This window comes from Bacteroidales bacterium (genome assembly GCA_023229505.1).
In the GTDB taxonomy this organism is placed as follows: domain Bacteria; phylum Bacteroidota; class Bacteroidia; order Bacteroidales; family JAGOPY01; genus JAGOPY01.
This window is the reverse complement of the sequence record JALNZD010000007.1, coordinates 93,540-114,696: the sequence shown is the minus strand read 5'-3', so window position 1 is coordinate 114,696 and position 21,157 is coordinate 93,540. Positions and strand designations below refer to the sequence as shown.

General features: G+C 42.1%; 13 protein-coding genes. 10 read left to right on the top strand and 3 right to left on the bottom strand.

Annotation, left to right across the window (positions count from 1 at the left end; all coding sequences use genetic code 11):
- The first annotated feature begins 110 nt into the window (after nucleotides 1-110).
- The 8 genes from M0Q51_04355 to M0Q51_04320 all read left to right on the top strand — a co-directional run bounded on the left by M0Q51_04355 (nucleotide 111) and on the right by M0Q51_04320 (nucleotide 12,763).
- Complete coding sequence (locus tag M0Q51_04355; protein ID MCK9399216.1) at nucleotides 111-4,109, top strand: T9SS type A sorting domain-containing protein; 3,999 nt, start codon at nucleotides 111-113, stop codon at nucleotides 4,107-4,109.
- A gap of 418 nt (nucleotides 4,110-4,527) precedes the next feature.
- Nucleotides 4,528-6,219: a hypothetical protein gene (locus tag M0Q51_04350; protein MCK9399215.1), complete on the top strand. Its 1,692-nt coding sequence runs from the start codon at nucleotides 4,528-4,530 to the stop codon at nucleotides 6,217-6,219.
- Between the two features lie 50 nt (nucleotides 6,220-6,269).
- Nucleotides 6,270-7,139 (top strand): 4Fe-4S dicluster domain-containing protein, encoded by an 870-nt coding sequence (locus M0Q51_04345; protein ID MCK9399214.1) that lies wholly within the window; start codon nucleotides 6,270-6,272, stop codon nucleotides 7,137-7,139.
- Complete coding sequence (nrfD, locus tag M0Q51_04340) at nucleotides 7,129-8,358, top strand: polysulfide reductase NrfD (GenBank protein ID MCK9399213.1); 1,230 nt, start codon at nucleotides 7,129-7,131, stop codon at nucleotides 8,356-8,358. The genes M0Q51_04345 and nrfD overlap by 11 nt, the downstream gene beginning before the upstream one ends.
- A gap of 49 nt (nucleotides 8,359-8,407) precedes the next feature.
- The gene (locus tag M0Q51_04335; GenBank protein MCK9399212.1) at nucleotides 8,408-9,127 is read left to right on the top strand and encodes a hypothetical protein; all 720 of its coding nucleotides are present in this window, start codon (nucleotides 8,408-8,410) and stop codon (nucleotides 9,125-9,127) included.
- Between the two features lie 568 nt (nucleotides 9,128-9,695).
- Nucleotides 9,696-10,886: an ATP-binding protein gene (locus M0Q51_04330; GenBank protein ID MCK9399211.1), complete on the top strand. Its 1,191-nt coding sequence runs from the start codon at nucleotides 9,696-9,698 to the stop codon at nucleotides 10,884-10,886.
- 10 nt (nucleotides 10,887-10,896) lie between these two features.
- The gene (locus M0Q51_04325) at nucleotides 10,897-12,234 is read left to right on the top strand and encodes a sigma-54 dependent transcriptional regulator (GenBank protein ID MCK9399210.1); all 1,338 of its coding nucleotides are present in this window, start codon (nucleotides 10,897-10,899) and stop codon (nucleotides 12,232-12,234) included.
- Nucleotides 12,227-12,763, top strand: coding sequence for an archaemetzincin family Zn-dependent metalloprotease (locus M0Q51_04320; GenBank protein ID MCK9399209.1), 537 nt, complete (start codon nucleotides 12,227-12,229; stop codon nucleotides 12,761-12,763). The genes M0Q51_04325 and M0Q51_04320 overlap by 8 nt, the downstream gene beginning before the upstream one ends.
- Before the next feature lie 295 nt (nucleotides 12,764-13,058).
- Here M0Q51_04320 and M0Q51_04315 read toward each other — a convergent pair whose 3' ends face one another.
- From M0Q51_04315 to M0Q51_04305, 3 genes are read right to left on the bottom strand one after another with little or no spacing between them, the layout of a single operon-like run.
- A complete protein-coding gene (locus M0Q51_04315) occupies nucleotides 13,059-14,615 on the bottom strand; it encodes a RagB/SusD family nutrient uptake outer membrane protein (GenBank protein ID MCK9399208.1) in 1,557 nt (518 codons plus the stop codon).
- Between the two features lie 18 nt (nucleotides 14,616-14,633).
- Nucleotides 14,634-17,729, bottom strand: coding sequence for a TonB-dependent receptor (locus tag M0Q51_04310; GenBank protein MCK9399207.1), 3,096 nt, complete (start codon nucleotides 17,727-17,729; stop codon nucleotides 14,634-14,636).
- A gap of 24 nt (nucleotides 17,730-17,753) precedes the next feature.
- Nucleotides 17,754-18,863, bottom strand: coding sequence for a glycoside hydrolase family 16 protein (locus M0Q51_04305; protein MCK9399206.1), 1,110 nt, complete (start codon nucleotides 18,861-18,863; stop codon nucleotides 17,754-17,756).
- Between the two features lie 398 nt (nucleotides 18,864-19,261).
- Here M0Q51_04305 and M0Q51_04300 point away from each other — a divergent pair, with 398 nt between their 5' ends.
- Nucleotides 19,262-20,494, top strand: a complete 1,233-nt coding sequence (locus tag M0Q51_04300) for a transposase (protein ID MCK9399205.1) — start codon at nucleotides 19,262-19,264, stop codon at nucleotides 20,492-20,494.
- A 63-nt stretch (nucleotides 20,495-20,557) separates the two neighbouring features.
- A complete protein-coding gene (locus M0Q51_04295; GenBank protein MCK9399204.1) occupies nucleotides 20,558-21,091 on the top strand; it encodes a hypothetical protein in 534 nt (177 codons plus the stop codon).
- The last annotated feature ends 66 nt before the right edge of the window (nucleotides 21,092-21,157 follow it).

The window sequence follows — 21,157 nt, the reverse complement described above, 5'->3', positions numbered from 1 at the left end:
TCAAGTATGTCTCATTTATACGCCCGATTGCTGACTGTTTATTTTTATTGAATATTTTACCAGATCATTTTTCGACTATAAAGTAACTCTCTGATTTAAAGAACTTAACTATGACAAAGAAAGAATTACTCATTTTGGTATTTTTATTAATTGCTTTTACAACCAACCTCCAGGCTCAGACAAATCAAAGCAGCCAACATCAAACTCCAAAAACTGGTTTATCGGAATACCCCTATTGGATTGGTATGATGAAAGACCACTCGGTTAATTTTTATGTGGTTCAGAAGGCTTTTAATGAATACTTCAAAGATCGGTTTACAGGGAAAGGTAGTGGATGGAAACAATTTAAGCGCTGGGAATATTTTATGGAGCAACGGGTTTATCCAACAGGCAATCGTCTGAACCATGCCCAGGTTTGGAATGAGATCATGAAATTCCGCGAAAAATATCCAAATAGTGGGAACCCAAACAGAAGCGACTGGGAACCGCTTGGTCCCGATACCTGGACTAACATTACCGGTCATTGGAACCCGGGCATAGGCAGGATCAATGTGATAGCCCGCGCCCCGTTCGACCCGTTAACTATTTATATTGGCGCCCCTTCCGGGGGGTTATGGAAGACTACGGATGAGGGTGAAAACTGGGAGGTGTTGACCGATCAATTGCCTGTTATGGGTGTTTCGGCTATTGCCATTCATCCTGCAAACCCTGATATCATTTATATAGGCACAGGTGACAGAGATGCTAACGATAATTATAGCATCGGGGTGTTGAAATCTCTTGATGGAGGTTATACCTGGGAGTTAACCGGGTTGGACTGGGAAATTACCCAAAACAGGACTATTGCCAAACTACTTATTCATCCCGCCAATCCTGACATCTTGTTTGCAGCCACGACAAATGGCATATACAAAACTACGGATGCTGGTATAAACTGGTACAACGTTCAATCGGGTGATATAGATGATATGGAATTTAAACCCGGTGATCCAAATACGGTTTATGCAGTGACTGAGAGTTTTTATAAATCGACAAATGGTGGTGAGAGTTTTTCACAAATTTCGGGGGTTCCAAATAACAACAGGGCGCAAATTGCTGTTACCGAAGATAACCCTGAATATGTTTACTTTTTCTCATACGAAAACGGGATTTACCGTTCGGAAAACAGCGGCAGTTCATTCACTCCGCGGTCCGCTTCACCCACCGAGGGAAACCAGGGCTGGTACGATCTTGCTATGGCGGTCTCTCACGAAAATGCCGAAGAGGTTCACATCGGTGAAATCAATACTTACAAGTCACTGAATGGAGGCCAATCCTGGACACAAACCACCGATTGGACATGGGGCAACTCACTCGGATATACCCATTGCGATATTCACGAAATGGTATTTTATGGCGGGACGCTTTATGTGGGTAGTGATGGCCTGATTAGTAAATCCACCGATAATGGATCCAACTGGACTGATTTGACCGAAGGAATTGCCATCAGGCAGTTTTACCGTATAGCAGGCAGCAGAACAAATCCTTACAAACTCATGGGTGGATCACAGGATAATGGTACAAGTGTTTATACCGATGACTATTGGCATGAATGGCTGGGTGCAGACGGGATGGAGGCCGCTATCGATCATACAAATGAAAACATCGTTTATGGCACCTCTCAAAATGGAAATTTTTATAAATCAAACAATGGCGGAAACGGCGGAAATGTTGGGATAGTGCAACCGGGCGGCGGGGCCTGGGTGACACCTTTTGTCATGCACCCTGTAGATCCCCAAACTTTATATGTTGGAACGACCAATGTTCGCAAAACCACCAGTGGTATGAATAGCTGGACAACCATTTCAAACCTCGGGAGCGGGAATATCAACAATATGTATATCTCCGAATCAGATCCTGATTATTTATATGTATCAAAATCCGGGACAATTTACAGAACTACTGATGGAGGTACTACCTGGGAAAATATTACCAGTGGACTGCCCGACCTGTTTATTTCCTACATTGCTGTTCATCCGCTCTACCCGGAAACTGTGGCAGTCAGCCTTTCGGGTTTTGATGATGGGGATAAAGTTTACATTTCTTACGATGCCGGAAATACGTGGGAGAATTACTCAGAAAACCTGCCCAATATTCCTGCAAATTGCGTCATTTTCAATAACGATGAGCACGAAGGAATCTATGTAGGGATGGATGTGGGGATTTATTACAGGGATAATACTCTTGACGAATGGGAACCGTTTAGTGAAGGAATACCCAATGTAATTATTAATGAAATGGAGATTCATTACGAATCGGGAAAAATACGAGCCGGTACTTATGGCCGGGGCCTTTGGGAATCCGATATACATCCGGTGGTACCCCTGGATATTGTTATCACTTACACAGTAAATGCAGGCGATGATGATATTATCGAATTTGGCGAAACAGTGAGCCTGGATGTCCAGCTTAAGAATACCATGGAGGTTGCTGCCCAAGATTTGGATATGACCATTTCTTTTAACGGTCAGTATATCAACATAACTGACAGCAATGAATTTTTTGGAACAATTCAGCCCGGCGACAGCGTTTTAATTGCAGGCGCTTTTTCTTTTGATGTTACTACAAATGTCCCCGATAATTACTCTGTAAACCTAACAACACTGACCACTTCGAGTGTGGATTTGTGGGAAGGCACGATAAAATTAAAAGCTTATGCTCCTGTGGTTGAACCAGGCCTTGTTGTTGTCAACGATGGCGGAAACGGATACCTTGATCCTGGCGAAACGGCCCTGATTGAGGTGGCGATTGTAAATAGCGGAAGTTTAACTGCCAATGCAATTAATTTAGATATTTCCACTATCGATCCTTTTGTAACCATCAGCAACACGACGGCCTATATCGATGTGCTCGATCCGGCGGCCAGCGAGGTTATTACATTTGATATTACGGTGGATGAAACAGCTCCTCCCGGACATATTATCATGATAACCTTCGATATTACAGCAGCAGAGGGCTATGCAACAACCGCAGGCATTGGCCTGGTGGTTGGCCTTATAGTCGAGGATTATGAAACCGGTGATTTCTCGAAGTACCCATGGGCGTTTGATGGTAATGCAAACTGGTATGTTGTTAACAGCGAAATGTATGAAGGCGAATACAGTACACGTTCCGGTAGTATTGATGATGAGGAAGAATCGATACTTACGCTTGAGCTGGATATTTTATATGATGGAGAGATCAGTTTTTATAAAAAAGTATCCTGTGAAAATGACCCGAATGGTACCGGTTATGATTACCTGGCGTTTAGGGTGGATGATGACGAAAAAGGAAGGTGGGATAATGAGGTGCCCTGGAGCCTGGAAGTTTATCCGATTAGTGCAGGTTTGCATACACTAAGCTGGGTTTATCATAAAGACTATTCTGTAAACAGCGGGTCTGACTGTGCCTGGATCGACTACATCTTGTTTCCAGCCTTCGACAATGGCTTGCCACAACTATATTTAAATCCCGAATCGCTTGCTAAAACTATGCCGCCCGATCAAACCGATATTGATACGCTCATGATCGCTAACATTGGCGGTGGCTTATTAGAATATTCCATTGAAATTACCGGGAGCTTTTTCCAAAATCCACTTGACCCGGTTAGCTGGCTTTCCATCAACCCGGTAAGCGGAAGCCTGAATGGCGGTGAGCAGGATGACCTTCAACTTACTTTTAACACCACCGGTTTGTCAGAAGGTGACTATAGTTGTTTAATTATCGTAACTGATAATCTCAGCAATCAAACAGAGATTCCGGTAATGTTAACTGTAGATATAGGTATCGGAATAGCTGATCCGGATCATTCATCTGCCGGAAATCCGGTAGCTGTTTTCCCGAATCCATTTACCAACGAAACCACTATTTCCTTCCAGGTTTTTGAAAAAGCTGAAATAAGCCTCGAGATTTTCGATATTAAAGGGGAAAAAGTAAAAACGCTTCTCCTAAACACCATAAAAGATAAAGGCACACACAGTATGCTTTGGGATGGAACAAGCGACAACCAAAACCCGGTTCCCGGCGGGGTTTACTTTTACAGGCTTAATGCCGGGAAGCAATATACCGGAAGGATTGTTGTCGTGAAGTAGTGTAATAAGATATAATAGCAGTAAACGATATTAACTGACCCTGAGGGTGTCCATTTCCGGATACCCTCAGGGTTTTCAATTCCGGATACCCTCAGGGTGTCCATTCAGCACTTCTTAGTAACAAGATTAATGAAATTGTTGAATTATTATACAGCCGTATAAATAATATACAATGCTCTTAAATAATCTGGTTATCAGAACTATGCATGCACTACAAGGATTCGGTGTTTAAAAATTCAACATATTGTTTTGTGTATTTCTTAAGCAATCTTAATCTAATACAAAGCAAAATATTGATATACAAATTGTTATATCACTTGGCATTATAATTGAAAAGGCTCAATTATTAATATATGAAGGTGAAATATCTGTTCATTATATCGGATAAGAAATGCACTTGCGCTTTAATCTAACAGTTATGAAAAACATAGTCTTAGCATTAATCGGTGTGCTGGTGCTAGATAGCAGCGGCCTGTACAGTGAGAAAGTTGAAACTAAAAACAACCTTTCTCAGGAGGGTTCAATAAATGTTTTGAGTACTCCTGAATTATATAACCTGACAACTAAGTGGGCCAATGAATACAGCAGATTACATCCTGAATTGAAGATTAATGTAATTAGTGATAAGGACGCCAATACGACCAGTCTCCACGAAGCAGACGCAAATTTTGGATTTATTTCAGGTGATCATACTATTGCACCTGATGATGAGATATTATGGAAAATGGCGGTTGGCCGCGATGTTATCGTGCCTATTACTGGTTCAAAAAACCCGTTTTTGCAAGAAATTTTTCAATGTGGCATTTCATCGGAGCAATTTGCCTGGATTTTTAATAATCCGGAAAAACGGATATGGGGAAATATCCTTTCAAATGAGCAAAATATTCCTGTTCATCTCTATGTCATTAATGATGAATCGGTAATAGAAGTTGTAAAGAAATTTCTGAACATAAATCAGATGCCGGCTGAAGGGATAACCATAACAAGTAAGGAAGAAATAATATCTGCTATTCAAAACGATCCCTATGCGATTGGCTTTTGCAAATTGATCAATATTGTTGGACCGGATAAGCAAAGTGTTGTCGAAAATATCAAATTATTACCGATTGATAAAAATGGTAATGGCAAAATTGATTATATGGAGAAAATATATGATGATCTGGATGTTTTCGCTCGTGGAGTATGGATTGGAAAATATCCAAAAGCTTTATACAGAGACGTTTATTATGTTTCTCCAGCACAACCGGCAAATGAAACTGATGTAGCATTTTTAAAATGGATACTTACTGATGGACAACATTTTTTATATGAAAGCGGTTATAGTGACCTTGTTTACAGTGAAAGACAATCTAAAATTGATAAGTTTAACAGCATTAACATTAATATACCTCCTTCAAAGGATATTTATTCCTTCCCGGCATTGGCAGCGATCATCTTTACTGCCATTATCATTCTAAGTTTAATTATCAGCACAATTGTCTACTTCAAAAGAAATAAAAGGATATCAATTCCGGCTGCCAACGCTGCTTACCCTCTTGTTTTTAATGAGAATTCCGTAATCATTCCAAAGGGCCTGTATTTTGACAAAACCCATACCTGGGCTTTTATGGAAAAAGACGGTGTAGTTAAAATAGGTATAGATGATTTCCTTCAACATATTACGGGGCCCATTACACGTATTGAGATGAAGAAAACCGGAGAAAAGATAAAAAAAGGCGATATGGCCTTGTCAATTATTCAGAAAGGCAAACAATTGAACATTTATTCGCCGATTTCAGGAACCATAAAAGATCAGAATAAAGTACTTCTTTCGAATTCATCTCTTATTAATTCTTCACCCTATTCTGAAGGTTGGGTTTATAAGATAGAACCTGCAAACTGGTCAAGAGAAATTCAGTTTTTGGATATGGCGGAAAAATATAAAAATTGGTTATTCCATGAATTTTCCAGGTTAAAGGATTTTCTTGCTGCATCTCTTAAAGTTAATAGAATGGAATATGAGAATGTTGTACTTCAGGACGGTGGAGTTCTGAAAGACAGCGTTCTTGCGGATTTTGGGCCTGAAGTATGGGATGATTTTCAAACAAATTTTCTTGATACTTACAAATAGCCACAGTTTTTTTACCGGGATCATTAAAGTTAACCAAAAAAAACAGAATCATGGAAATAGATCGACGAGGCTTTTTTAAGGTACTGGGGCTTACCGGGGTATCATTGGCAATTGGAAAGCAACTGAATGCAACGCCGAAAATCGAAAGTGATGTAGAATTCCATGGCATTTTATATGATTCAACACGTTGTATGGGTTGCCAGAGTTGTGAATTTGCCTGCGCTGAGGCAAACGGTTTACCAGAACCAAAGGATTCCCCCGAACCCGGGGTCGTCCATGAAACTGATGAATCCAGGCGTAGCGTGATCAACTGCTATAACACTTCGAAGGGGCAGGTCTATGTCAAACGGCAGTGCATGCATTGCAATGAGCCTGCATGTGTTTCCGCATGCCTGACCCAAGCTATGTATAAGACCAAGGAAGGCCCTGTTATATGGAGGGGCGATAAATGCATGGGATGTCGCTATTGTATGGTTTCTTGTCCGTTCGATATTCCAAAATTTGAATACCACAGCCCGAATCCGAAAATTGAAAAGTGCTCGATGTGTTTTGAAAACAGGTTGCAAAAAGGAGAAATGCCTGCTTGTGTCGAAAATTGCCCAAATGAGGCATTACTTTACGGTACCCGCAGGGAGTTGATCCAGGAAGCAAGAAGAAGGATTTATGAGAAACCGGATGTTTATGTGGACAATATTTATGGTGAAAACGAAGCAGGCGGAACGGGGTGGTTATATCTTTCCCCGGTGCCATTTGAAGAATTGGGGTTAAATACTTCCCTACAAAAAGCATCTTACCCGGCTTTGACAAAAGGATTTCTCTATACTGTGCCCACTATATTTGTTCTTATGCCGGCACTACTCTTAGGAATTCAGCAATCAACCAAAAATAATCACCTTAACGAGGAAAAAGATGATGAGTAATGATTTTCCTGTCGCAATAGATAATGATGGTAAATCCATCTGGAAGTTTTTGTTAAGAGAATTTAAACCCAGAGGTAAATTTCTTACTCCCTTTAATATTATTTCCATTCCTATCATTCTTTTGGGTCTGGTGCTGATCGTCATTCGTTTTTGGAAGGGAATCGGCGCTATCACAAACCTTACACAGGAAATTCCCTGGGGCTTATGGATAGGGTTTGATGTGGTCACGGGAGTTGCATTTGCCGGGGGAGCTTATGTGATTACATTCATGGTGTATATCCTGAACATGCGCAAGTACCATTCCATCGTCAGGGTTACCGTACTGAACGGTTTTCTTGCCTATGTGTTTTACGCCGGAGCCTTGCTCCTTGATTTGGGACGCCCGTGGAATGTGGTCAATCCCATCATCGGGAACAACTTTGGCACCAATTCGGTCTTGTTCCTGGTGGCGTGGCATTTCCTGCTATATATGGTAGCACAATTGATTGAATTTTCGCCGGCTATAGCAGAATGGCTTGGCGCCAGGCGCGCACGGACAATCCTTTCAGGTATGACCATTGCTGCGGTTATTTTCGGGATCACCTTATCCATGCTTCATCAGTCGGGATTAGGTGCTCTTTATTTAATGGCCAAAGAAAAGATACATCCGCTCTGGTATTCGGAATTTATTCCCATCATGTTTTTTGTATCAAGTATTTTTGCGGGCCTTTCGATGGTCATCTTTGAAGGATCCATCAGCCATAAGGTATTTTTCGCGCAGATCAGTGAAAAAAACCATCTGGCACAGAAGGGAATCCTCCATGGATTATCGAAAATCTGCGCAGGTACACTGTTTGCTTACTTTTTCCTGCAATTGCTCGTCTTTATTCATGATAAGCATTGGGACCTTCTATATACACCAATGGGTTATTGGTTTCTATTCGAGATGATAGGTTTTGTCCTTATTCCCATGTTCCTCTTCTTCTACAGTTACCGGGCAAGGAATATATCCATGATAAGGCTTGCAGCCATCCTCACCATCCTTGGCGTCATCTTGAACAGGCTTAATGTCACGGTGATTGGATTCAGATGGGATATGGCGGTACGCTATGTTCCGTCATGGATGGAAATTGTTGTTACCCTGGCCGTATTATTTACGGAATTATGGATTTTCAGGTGGGTTATTAATCGTATGCCGGTTTTACGGGAATCACCACCCTGGGTAAATGATAAACACTAAACTAACCAGCTTTCACCAATGATCATTTGAAAGCATAAAAAATAAAAAAATGGACGGATTTAGTTATAATAACATTTTTGAAACAAAAGGAATTGAATATCTGGCAATCATTGCTTTTCTGGTGTTGCTGATCCCTTTTTGGCTGGAATTGAACAAAAAAACAAAAATTACAAAGCAGATACGGAAAGCATCAGGCATGCTTTCAGCAAATATTTTAAAAATCCCCCAGGGATTATTTTACAGTAAAAATCATACATGGGCTTATTTGGAAAAATCTGGAACAGCAAAAGTGGGATTGGATGATTTGCTGCTGCATATGACCGGAGAAGTGAGATTGAACTATTTCAAAAATCCGGATGAAATAATCAATAAAGGGGAATTCCTGGCAGAAATTGATCAAAATGGCAAACTTCTCAGGATATTTTCACCCATTTCGGGGAAAATTCTTCATACAAATCCATTACTTCATGAGAGCCCCGGAATGTTAAATGAGGATCCTTATGGAAGAGGATGGATTTATAAAATTAAACCCACCAATTGGGTTGAAGAAACCAAATCTTATTTCCTGGCGGAAGAAGCAATAAAATGGTCAACAAAGGAACTGGAAAGATTTAAGGATTTTTTAGCCTTATCAAGGGGAAACGGTTCACCCGAAACTGTAATGATCATTTTGCAGGATGGCGGAGAATTAGGCGACAATGCACTTTCAGAGATGCCGGGTGAAATATGGCAGGATTTCCAGAAAGAATTTTTAGATCAAACTTTTTAAAATTAATAAGATTAATTTATAACTGCTGTCAAAACACCAGTTTTTTTTGTATTTTACAGTAGACAATAATTAGTTAATTTGGAAACGAGGATCTTTATCAGATGTTCGCAAAATGAAAAATGAAATAATAAGAACATTTTTAAATAAATATTTAAGATTCCGGTCGTCGATATATGGCAGGGTGGTTTTTATCATTACCGTGATGTCTGTTTTTCTGTTTGCATCATTTGGCATCATTTTCAGATCAGTATATGAGCAATATTTGAATACGGTCATTCGTCAAAATGGAAACAATATCGGTTCCATAGTTGAGGGAGCATTATATCAATCCATGCTTACAAATGATAAAGGGGCGCTGCAAAGCACTTTAGATATTATTCATACCATGTCGGGTATTGATGAGGTTAATATGTATGATAACCATGACAGGCTTGTTTATTCATCTTTTTCATCCGATACTGCCAACCATGGAAATCCGAATTGTATCAGTTGCCACACTGATATTTATTATATGTTTCCCCGGAAAGAAAAATCCTACAGGATTATTGATGTGAAAAGCACCTGCAGCATGAATCAGACCGAAAAGGGTTACAGGCAACTGCTGATAAGGTCACCCATATTAAATGAAAGATCCTGTTTTCTGAGTTCCTGCCATGCACATCCGGAAAGTGAGGAGGTTCTTGGATCGCTGCTTATAAAAATGCCATTGAATAATCTTGATAAGGCTGTCCAAAAGTCTTCAACAGAATTTTTTCTGTTAGCCATTTTTACAACATTAGCACTTGCCTCAATTTTGATTTTATTCACCAGAAGAAGAATCAAAAAACCATTAAATGCAATTATAAAAGCCAGTGAAGCGGTTGCAAAAGGTGATAACAGTACAAGATTAGAAATAAAACCTAATCAATTGGACGATATAAGGATGGTTTCCAGCGCATTTAATAATATGCTTGATAATATAAATACTGCTTCAATTGAGCTTCAAAACTGGTCACATCAATTGGAATATAAAGTCCAGAAAAAATCCGAAGAATTACTGGAAGCTCAAAATGAGTTAATACATATTGAAAAAATAGCTTCTCTTGGAAAATTATCCGCTTCTGTTGCACATGAAATAAATAATCCGCTATCAGGAGTTTTGACTTATACTAAATTGGTTCATAAACAATTAAGCAAGACAGAATTAGATCCCATTGTAAAGCAATCCATGCTAAAACACCTGAAAGTCATTGAAACCGAGACGAAGCGTTGTGGAGATATTGTTAAAGGCTTGCTGGATTTTTCAAGAAAAGATCAGGAGAATTTTAACAATCAACACTTTAATAAAGTGCTAAAGGAAACCTTTGATTTGATCGCACATCAGATGAAAATGGAAAACATCATCTTTAGTTCAGATTTTTCAGCCCAGTCAGATTTAATATATTGCAGTGAAAATCAGATTAAACAAGCATGCGTTGCCATTCTTGTAAATGCTTCTGAGGCAGTTTCGGAGAACGGAGAAATTCTTATCAGAACATTTAATCCCGATACGGATAATATAAGACTTGAAATCATCGATAATGGATCAGGCATTGCTCCTGAAGACATTCCGCATATTTTCGAACCTTTCTTTTCGGCAAAGCATAAAACAAGTGGTATTGGCCTGGGCCTTGCAATTGCTCATGGCATTGTCATAAGCCATAAGGGGAAAATAGAAGTAGAATCTAAACTGGGAAAAGGAACAATAATATCCGTAATCTTGCCTTTGATTAAAAATTAATTAGAAAACAATGGCAGCAAAAATTTCTATATTAATAGTCGACGATGAAGAATCGGTAAGGGATTCTTTATACAATTGGTTCATAGAAGACGGGTATAACGTCGAATGTGCCGAAAATGCAAAAGAGGCGTTATCAATCCTTGAATCCAGGAATTTCGATATAATTCTGGCAGATCTCAAGATGCCGGGAATGGATGGATTGGAAATGCAAAGAAGAATTAAATCCTTAAACAAGGATTCCATCGTTATTATTATGACAGCGTTTGCATCTGTTGATTCCGCAGTCCGGGCTTTAAAAGACGGTGCGTATGATTATATTACAAAACCATTTGACCCTGATGATTTGTCACATTTAATCCGTAATGCTACAAAACAGATTACTTTAAAAGCAGAAAATGAAGCGCTAAAGAAAGTCGTTTCCCTTGAAAATGTAGATGATATTATTGGGAGCAGTGCAACAATGATGAAGGTTCTTAAGGAAGTTGAGAGTGTGGCGCAATCAAATTCCTCAGTGATAATTATTGGTGAAAGTGGCACGGGTAAAGAGCTTATTGCCAGGGCTATACATTCCAATTCTCCGCGTAAATATTTTCCCATGGTTAGTGTTCATTGCGGGGCATTGACCGAAAGTTTACTGGAAAGTGAATTATTCGGGCACGAAAAAGGGGCTTTTACCGGAGCCATGTACAATCGTAAAGGAAGGTTTGAAATGGCCGATGGCGGCACAATCTTCCTTGATGAAATTGCCACCATCTCGACTAAAATGCAGATAGAATTGCTTCGTGTTCTTGAAACAAAGAGTTTTATACGGGTGGGTGGAAATAAGGAAATTACATCCGATTTCAGGGTAATATGTGCCACAAACAGGGATTTGAAAAAAATGGTGGAAAACGGGACTTTCCGGGAAGATCTTTATTATAGGCTGAATGTTGTGAGTATTATTGTTCCGCCACTCAGGGAAAGAACTGAAGACATTCCCATGCTCGTGGATTATTTTATTAAAAAATACTGCACATCAATGAGCAGGGACCTTATTACCATTGACCCTGCAGCATTAGCCCGTTTGGAGGAGTTTGAATTTCCCGGGAATGTGCGGGAACTTGAAAATATGATCGAGCGTGCAATTGTAATAGGAAATGGTAAAGAAATTCATCTTAAAGACCTTCCGTTGGGTAAAGATATTTTGAACAGTACTGTGGAAAGCCTGGATGATCATGAAAAGAAACACATTCTTCAAATTCTTAATAAATATAACTGGAACATTTCCCGTTCGGCAAAAGCTTTAAAAGTTGACAGGGTAACCCTTTACAATAAAATTAAGAAATACGACTTAAAGCAGATTGAATGAATCGCAAAATATCACTTTAATTTCTTTTGGGTATTTCGAGAAAGATTTTCTTGAGAAGATTGCTGGCGCAGTGAAGCAGGAATTTCTTTTTCCAGTGAATATTAAAGAAGGTCGTATTGATTTAAGTGAATTTTATGGTCCCGGCCGAAGACAATACGATGGAATCAAACTATTGAAGGCAGTGGATTCAATGTTCCCTTCTGAATCGATAAAGACCCTGGGATTATTTAATGTGGATCTTTTTATTCCTATTCTGACATATATTTTTGGACAGGCATATTTAAAAGGACGCAGCGGGATCGCTTCAACATATCGGCTTAAGAATGAGCTATATGGAATGAGACAGGATGAAAATTTGCTTCATGACCGCTTCAGAAAAGTATGCATTCATGAACTTGGTCATGCATTTGGATTAATACACTGCCATACCCCCACCTGTGTCATGAAATCCAGCACATATGTTGAGGATATAGATTTAAAACATCACAACCTTTGCATCAAGTGTCGTAATGAGATAGGAATACTTTAAGTCCGTCTTCTCAATTCATACCTTTCCCTTACCTCTGCTTCCCTGCTCTTATCTGAAATATAAATAATTGTTCTGCCACCGTCAAGTATTACAGGATATTTACCAACTGTTGACCCTGTTAAAAGTTTTGAATCGGGGATCTTAAATGAATAATTTGCCAAAATTTTACAGATTTGCCACAAGATACGGCTTTTAATTGATCTATTCAAAATATTTTACATAAAATGGATTATCAGTCCAAAAGCAAGTAAAAGGGTAATATTCAGGATTGTTTTCATAGCCAGGAATATAGATGCTAATAACCATCATTTTGACGGAATACGCCTCCCGCGAGGTCGATTTCGGTTTGCGGAATTGGTAAAAACCCTTTTGTTGCGCTGTTGAATGTGACATCGTATACCACCTGGTCATCTGTATATTTAGGGCCCCGCAAGCCGATTACGGTAAATTCCTGGTTTGCGTAAGCCATACCGCGCCTGATGACATCGAAATAACGTATTCCCTCGAGCGACAATTCGAGTCGGCGCTCTTTTAAGATATTATCAAGTGTTGCAGGTATGCTGCCTAATCCAACCCTGGCTCTCACACGATCGAGGTGCCCTTGTGCGTTCGGACTGCCAAGTTCTGCTGCCATCAGCAGGACGTCTGATAAACGGATAACGCGGAAATTGCAGGTCCTGTTGAGTTCGAACTGACCATCGGCGCCCCAGTGCTCTGCATCTGAACTATATTTTTTTGAAAAGTAACCTGTGTGCTGGTAGCCTTCGGTAAGGGTGCCGTCGAGTTCTTCCTGCTTAACCACGGTGAATACCCGCCGGGGGTCATCTCCCATATCATCTATAAGTTTCTGGCTGACCGTGCCGAAGCTCCATCCGCGGTTCCAGTCACTTGAAAGTGCAACCCTGGGCCCCTGCATCTGCGCGGCCAGGTTGCCTTCGCCACCGACGACATAGTACCAGTCCCACCATGGCGGGGTGTCGCCGTGTGAGATCTCAAATACGGATTCAATGCCGAATTCGCCGGCAAGCTTGAAATTGGTACTGTAATCCGCGAAGAGATCATGGCCGCTGTTGGTGATCACGTCTTCGAGGAACTCAAGGGCATTAGCCTTGTCAACGACCAGTTCACCGGCCTGGAGCTCAGCTCCGTAAACGCCGTTGTAGAACAGGTAGACCCTTCCGAGGAGGGATTCAGCAGACCATTTGCTTACCCTGCCTGCTTCTGCTGCCGGGATCGAAGTTGGGAGGACTGCAGCAGCTTCCACAAGGTCAAGCGCGATCTGGTCGTACACTTCCTTCGGGGTCTCCTGGTCCTGGTTGTATTCCGACGGCCCTTTGATCGTGGCCGTCAGCAACGGGATATTTTCAAAGAACCGTACAAGCTCAAAATGGAAGTAAGCGCGCAGGAATTTACATTCTGCGATCATCCTTGCTTTTTTATCATCCGACATCGTGATCTGGTCCATCTTTTCCATGAGCAGATTGGCCCTGTATATCCCGACATAATTCTTCATCCAGGTCGCCTTGACGAGCAAATTGGTTGTGGGGATGTTGTAGGTGTTCAGCTCATTTTCATCCATCCCGTCATTCGGATCGGATCCTCCTGCATAGGAGTCATCCGAAAGGATATCGGAAACGGTGCAGAAAGGTGCCCAGGACACGCCGGGCATCTGATCCCAACCTAATGCGTCGTAGACTGCGGTAAGGGCCATCATGGCGTCATCTTCGGTCTGGTAAAAATTGGTGCTCACTTCGCGGTCCAGGGGCTGGCGGTCAAGAAATTCCTCGCTGCATCCCACGGCAAGCATGACAAGCACGATAACCGAAAGCGGGTATAAAATATATTTTTTCATTTTTTCCTGGTTTTTAAATTAGAATGAAATGCTTGTTCCAAACCTGAACGTCACGGCAGCCGGGTAAATACCGCGGTCGATGCCGATATTTAATGAACTCATGGCACCGATTTCAGGGTCAGCCCCGCTGTATCCTGTAATGGTGACGAGGTTTTCAGCAGAGATGTAAAATCTCCAGGATGAACTTTTGATGCGTTCCAGGAATTTTTTCGGAAGGGTATACCCGATCTGGATATTCTTAAGACGCAGGTAATCGCCATTCTCAATATAAAGATCAGATACCTGGTAATTTTTATTGATATCACTCCAGGTATACCGCGGGATATCATCTGATGTCCCCTCGCCCGTCCAACGGTCAAGCGCTGAAACCGGCCTGTTGGTGTAGAGGAGGTCCTGGCGCTGCGCCCCGTTGAAGATCTGGTGGCCAAAAGCACCGGTGAACAGGAATGAGAGATCGAAGTTCATGTATTCGATACCTCCATTAATACCGAGGGTCCACTCAGGAGACGGGTTTCCGATGAAAGTGCGGTCTTGATCATCAATCTTGTCATCCCCATTGACATCCACAAACCTGACATCTCCCGGAACTGCATTGGGTTGCAAGGGGATACCGTTACTACCGTAATGCTGGTAGATTTCGTTCTGATTCTGGAAGATACCATCGGTTTTGTAGCCATAGAAGTAAGCAATCGGCATTCCTTCTTCACAACGTTCAACAGGGCCTGCAATTGCCCAGGATGCACCCCAGAGTTCGCCTTGCTCGTTACCGATCTTAGTCATCTTGTTCTTGTTGTAAGCAGCATTCACACCGGCATAGTAATGGATCTTCTTCACGTAATGCCTCCAGTTGACAGACATTTCAACACCTTTGTTCTGAACGCTTCCTACATTGGCGACTGGGGGATTGTTGCCGACATACCCGGGGATCTCAATACTTTCCAGCAGGTCTTTGGTATTTTTGATGTAGTAATCGACCGTTGCAGTCAGCCTGTTGTTGAACAAGCCTGCATCGAGGGCGACATCAATCTGCTCAGACTCCTCCCATTTGATATCGGCATTTTCAATATATCCAGGTGAAGCGCCTGTCTGACTTCCGCCGCCGAAGATGTAGCCACGGCTTTTGTCAATGGTTGATACATACTGGTAATAGCCAATTCTGTCGTTACCATTGATACCCCATGAAGCCCTTAACTTCAGGAAGTCCACCGGTCCAAGCTTCGGCATGAAGCTCTCTTCGGTCAGCATCCAGGACACTCCCAATGACGGGAACCATCCGTAACGGTTGTTCGGTCCGAAATTTGAAGAGCCGTCACGACGAATGATCCCGGTAAAGGCATACCTGCTCTTATAGTCATAGGTGACCCTGCCGAACACCGAGAACAAAGCATAAGAACTTGCACCGCCACGGGCTCTCCAGGCGCTATCGGTGGCCATGTCCAGGTAAACATTGTCGGGATCAGTGAGCGGGACATCGGCATTGAACCCGTTGAGGTTTTCAGAATTGTCTTCTTTTGCTGTTGTGCCGACAAGTGCAGAGAAATTGTGATCCTTTATCTTCTTGCTGTAAGACAATGTATTTTCCCACTGCCAGTTGAAAAAACGCTCCATGCTCTTGTAGACCGTCGTCTTATTAACATTTTTCTGGGCGTCATTGAGGTAATAAAGCGGAGTGTAGGTGTCCCAGTGGACATACGCCAGGTCGGATCCAAGACTTGACCTGAATTTCAATCCTTCAATAAAGGTAATTTCTCCGTAGATGTTCCCCACGAATTTATCAACCCGGGTCTCACCGGTCTGGATTTCCAGTAACGCCATCGGATTCACGACTTCTGCACCGACTAAATCGGAAATACCGTAAACCATTCCATCGGAGGTGGTTACAACCGGCTGGGTTGAATATGGCTGGTCGTTGAGCTCAGCCGTATCGGTTTCGTACAGCGGGGTCAGTGGGTCGAGATTCAAGGCGCTGCTGTATGCCCCGTTAAATGACTGGTTGCTTGCGATACCCCTCCTGTACAGGTACGAATAAGCGAGGTTGCTCCCGAAAGTAAACCAATTGGTAGCTTTGACATCGCCGTTCAGCCTTGCTGATATACGGTCAAACTGTGACTTTTCACCGCCAATGATACCCTGTTGTGAAAAATACGAGACCGAGGAAGCATAAGTAGTCTTATCATTACCACCTGCAATGCTGAGATCATAATTCATGATCGGGACATTCTTGGTGAAGAGGAGCTCCTGCCAATCGGTATTAGCATTTGATACTTCATTCAGGTCGAAAGGTTCGGTTTGGTTGGCATTTCTTGCTCCTTCGTTCATCAGCATGCGGTACTGGTCCGCATCCATCATTTCAATGGTTTTGCCGACGTTCTGGATGCCGTAATAGGTCGAAAAATTCAGGCTGGTTCCGCCACCGGCTTTTCCTCCTTTCGTCGTGATGAGCACCACGCCATTGGCAGCCCTGGCCCCGTATATGGCAGCGGAAGCGGCATCTTTCAGCACATCGATCGACTGGATGTCGCTCGGGTTGAGGTAGTCAAGCCCGCCTACAACCATGCCATCGACAACGTACAGCGGGTTAGAATCCATGGTAGTGCCAGTTCCGCGGATACGCACCGTAGGTGCTTCACCGGGCTGGCCCGACATCTGCGTCACCTGCACCCCGGCCGCCTGGCCCTGCATGGCCTGCTCGACGCGAAGAACCGGGATTTTTCCTATTTGCTCTGCATCCACCGTGGCAATGGCGCCGGTAACGACTTTCTTCTTCTGCGTGCCGTAACCGATGACCACGACTTCATCGAGCTCTGTCTGGTCAGAATACAGATTTACATCGATTATCGCACGCCCGTTGATAGGTATTTCAATTTTTTTATACCCGATAAAAGAGAATATCAGGGTGTCTTTATCACTCGAAACCGTAAGGCTGTAATTGCCTTTTACATCGGTGATGGTGCCATTGGTTGTGCCCTTTTCCAGTACAGTAGCACCAGGTATGCCCGTCTCAGTAATGCCATCGTTCACAGTTCCGGTAACGGTTTGCTTTTGGGCAATTAAACCGGTTGTGAGACAAATGAAAATGACGGGAAAAATTAATTTGTAAAAATGTTCCTTCATCTGCTTAGCTGTTAATGATTACTATTATTTTTGAAACACACGGATATAATCCACCTTCATTTGTTGGGGGAATATGGTGGAAGCATCGGGATTTCCCGGCCAGATTCCTCCGACGGCCACGTTGAAAATGAAGAAATGCTCATTGTGGAACTCGCTTAACGCCGGAGGCGTGATATCGATAGTGAAATACTGCTGATTATCGACGAAGGACATGATCTGGTTCTCGTCCCAGACAATCGAAAAGACATGATATTTCTCGTGGAAATTTTTACCGGTTGAGGTATAGCTTAGTCCATAGCTGGCATAGCCGTTGCCGTCGTCCCAATGCAGCGTACTGTGTACCGTTTTTTCCCTGCCTGATCCTCCGATCATTTCCATGATATCAATTTCGCCGCATTTGGGCCAGCCAACGTTACTGATATTGTTGCCCAGCGTCCATAACGCCGGCCATAGGCCCTGTCCTTCAGGTAATAACGCCCTGATATCCACCCGTCCGTATTTGAATGATTTTTTATTTTGCGTGATCATCCTGGCAGAAGTGTAGTTGTTGCCCCCGTAATTTTCTTTCCTGGCTTCAATGGTCAGGACATCATCGGCCACCCAGGCATTCTCCTCACGGTAATATTGCAGCTCGTTGTTGAACCAGTTGCCGCCGGTCTCGAAGGTCCAGTTTTCTACATTGACACTGCTTCCGTTAAATTCATCCTGCCAGACCAGCGTGTAGCCGTCATACGTTACCGGGCTGAAATAGCCGCTATCCAATGGTACCTGTTCATTTGGCAACACCGAAATTGTTATGGTCCTGTTCGCTTTGATATACCTGCCGGATTCTCCATAAGCCCTTACGGTAATATCGTATTGCCCATCGCCTTCAAAGGTGTATTCAAAATAACCCGTTTCATTAACCTCTGCCGGCGCGTCAGCATTCCCCACAAACAGCTGGTATTGCACCGCATTGTCTGCAATGGCCTGGATAACCACTTCCCCGGTTTCGTTATTGATGGATACGACTGTTACCGTCAGGTTCGACGGATCATGGGTATTGTCGGGGCTGTCGTTCTTATCACAGAAGACAAGAAGGAATGATAAAAGGATAGAAACCATCGCAATCAGGATAAAATTAGAAACCTTCATATCTTTTCTTTATAACGGGAGCTATGTAATAGCAAATTCAAATTTACATTAAAATATACCTTGCGTTTCATAAAATAGAAACAAAATATGTGATTTTGATTGTTTCTCGCTGATTCTCGCAGATCAGGACGCAGATACACGCAGATTTTCTTAATGCGCCTTTGTGGTAAAACACATATGACACCATTTCTTAAACACGGAAAATCAGGGAGAACTTTGGTAAATAAATGTTAATTATATATTCTTCCTTATCTATTTTTTTAAATTTGTTTAATCAATACTCCGGTAAAAATTTAACAATGAATTTAACAATGACATGTTTGTAAAAACCTGCTTGATAGGCTGAAGCCAAAAGAGAAAAGCATCTGCTTTGTTGTTAACCAAAACGACAAAACAAAATGCTTCTCAATAAAGCTGAAAGCCTTATCACTGCAATAATAGCAAAGATTGGCAAAACTACCAAACCTACACAAAAATTTATTCAACACATTTTGATCCTTTACATGGGACTCCGAGGCAAATACAACTTTATTAACATGGCCAGGTATGGCAGCTACGAAGAAAAGACCTACCGGAACCAAATGGAAAAATCGTTTGATTTTGCAGCCTTCAACACGGAACTGATTCTGGAAAGCTGTTCGAAGGAGCTTATATTGGCTTACGACCCGTCTTACCTTTCGAAGAGTGGGAAGAAAACGCCTCATGTCGGCAACTTTTGGAGCGGGACAGCACAAGCAGTGAAGCGGGGTATTGAGATCGGGTCTGTTGCTGTTGTTGATATTGCCAATGCCACTGCCTTCTCGCTGGAAGCTGTCCAGACACCTTTGATCCCAAAGGACATAAACCGGGAAGAAAACTCGATCGATCATCACCTTGGTGTCATTTTAAACCGTGTAAAAGAAGCAGAGAAACTGAACATTAAATACCTTGCCGTTGACGGGTACTTCGCAAAAGTAAAGTTTATTAACGGTATAACCGAAAACTCCCATCTCCAGGTCATCAGTAAGTTCAGACCGGATGCTAACCTTCGATATACATACCATGGCCCCAAGCATATCGGCAGAGGGCGACCCAAACTATATGCCGGAAAAGTGAACACAAATTTCATTGATCGCCGCAGAATCAGGTATTGCTTTGACATAGATGAGAATACATGTGTGTTTTCAGGCATTGTTTACAGCATTAGTTTAAAACGACAGGTTCGGATTGTTTATATTGAACACTACGGCCAGGACAATTATGCAAAAGGTCATGCCATCCTGTTTTCAATTGATCTGAGTTTGAGCCCTGAAAAAATCTTGCTTTATTACAAACAGCGATTTCAAATTGAGTTTTTGTTTCGCGATGCAAAAAACTTCGCAGGTCTGGAAAACTGCCAGGCAAGGAGTGTAAATAAGATAAACTTCCATGTGAATGCATCGCTTACTACAGTTTCTTTAGCAAAAGCTCTCCATTATCTTCCCATTCCGAAAGAACAACGGGAAAGCTTTTCTATGCTTGATGTTAAAACAATGTATTTCAACCAATATATCACTGATTTTATTTTTTCAAAGTTAGCTCTCGACCTGAGTTGCGAAAAAATCCGTCTGTTATATGATGAGTGTTTGAGCATCGGGAGGTTAGCTGCTTAAAATTTTACCGGAGTATTGTTTAATAATTAAAACCGATTATTCTAACTTTTAAATCAAACAGCTATGAAAAAAGGAATCTTTCTGTCACTTTTTGTTTTACTATCACTTACCATTAACACTGGTTGTGACAAGCTCGATATTACCGAGGATCTTGAATTTGAAATAGAGTTTGTGGCCAATTCTGCAACTGCCGCATTTAGTGATGAAGAAATCTTTGATGCAGCCGTATATAGTTCTGTAATTGCCGATTATGGCGACAAGATCACGAAAATCGAAATCACCGAAATCACGGTCTGGCTGACCTCTTTCAACGGTCCTACCGGGCAGAAGATCGTCAGTTCAACATTGTCGGTTGCTGATGAATTTGGGGCGGGGGAAGAAATTATATGTACTGTTGCCGATCAGGATCTTCAGTCAATCCTGAACAACCCGATACCCCTCACCGTGAACCAGGCCGGGATTGATCGTTTTGCCGGACTGATCAAGAATAGCCCGCACAAGGCACTTGTTAAAAATGTTGGCACGGCCAGCAGCGCTCCGATCGATTTCGTGTGCAAGTTCAAATTCAAGGTGAAGATGACGGCGAACCCGCTGTAGGAGACAATTTGGTTCGATTATTGTAGTTTTTCCATCCATCCGGTACCCCGGATATGCTATTATTAG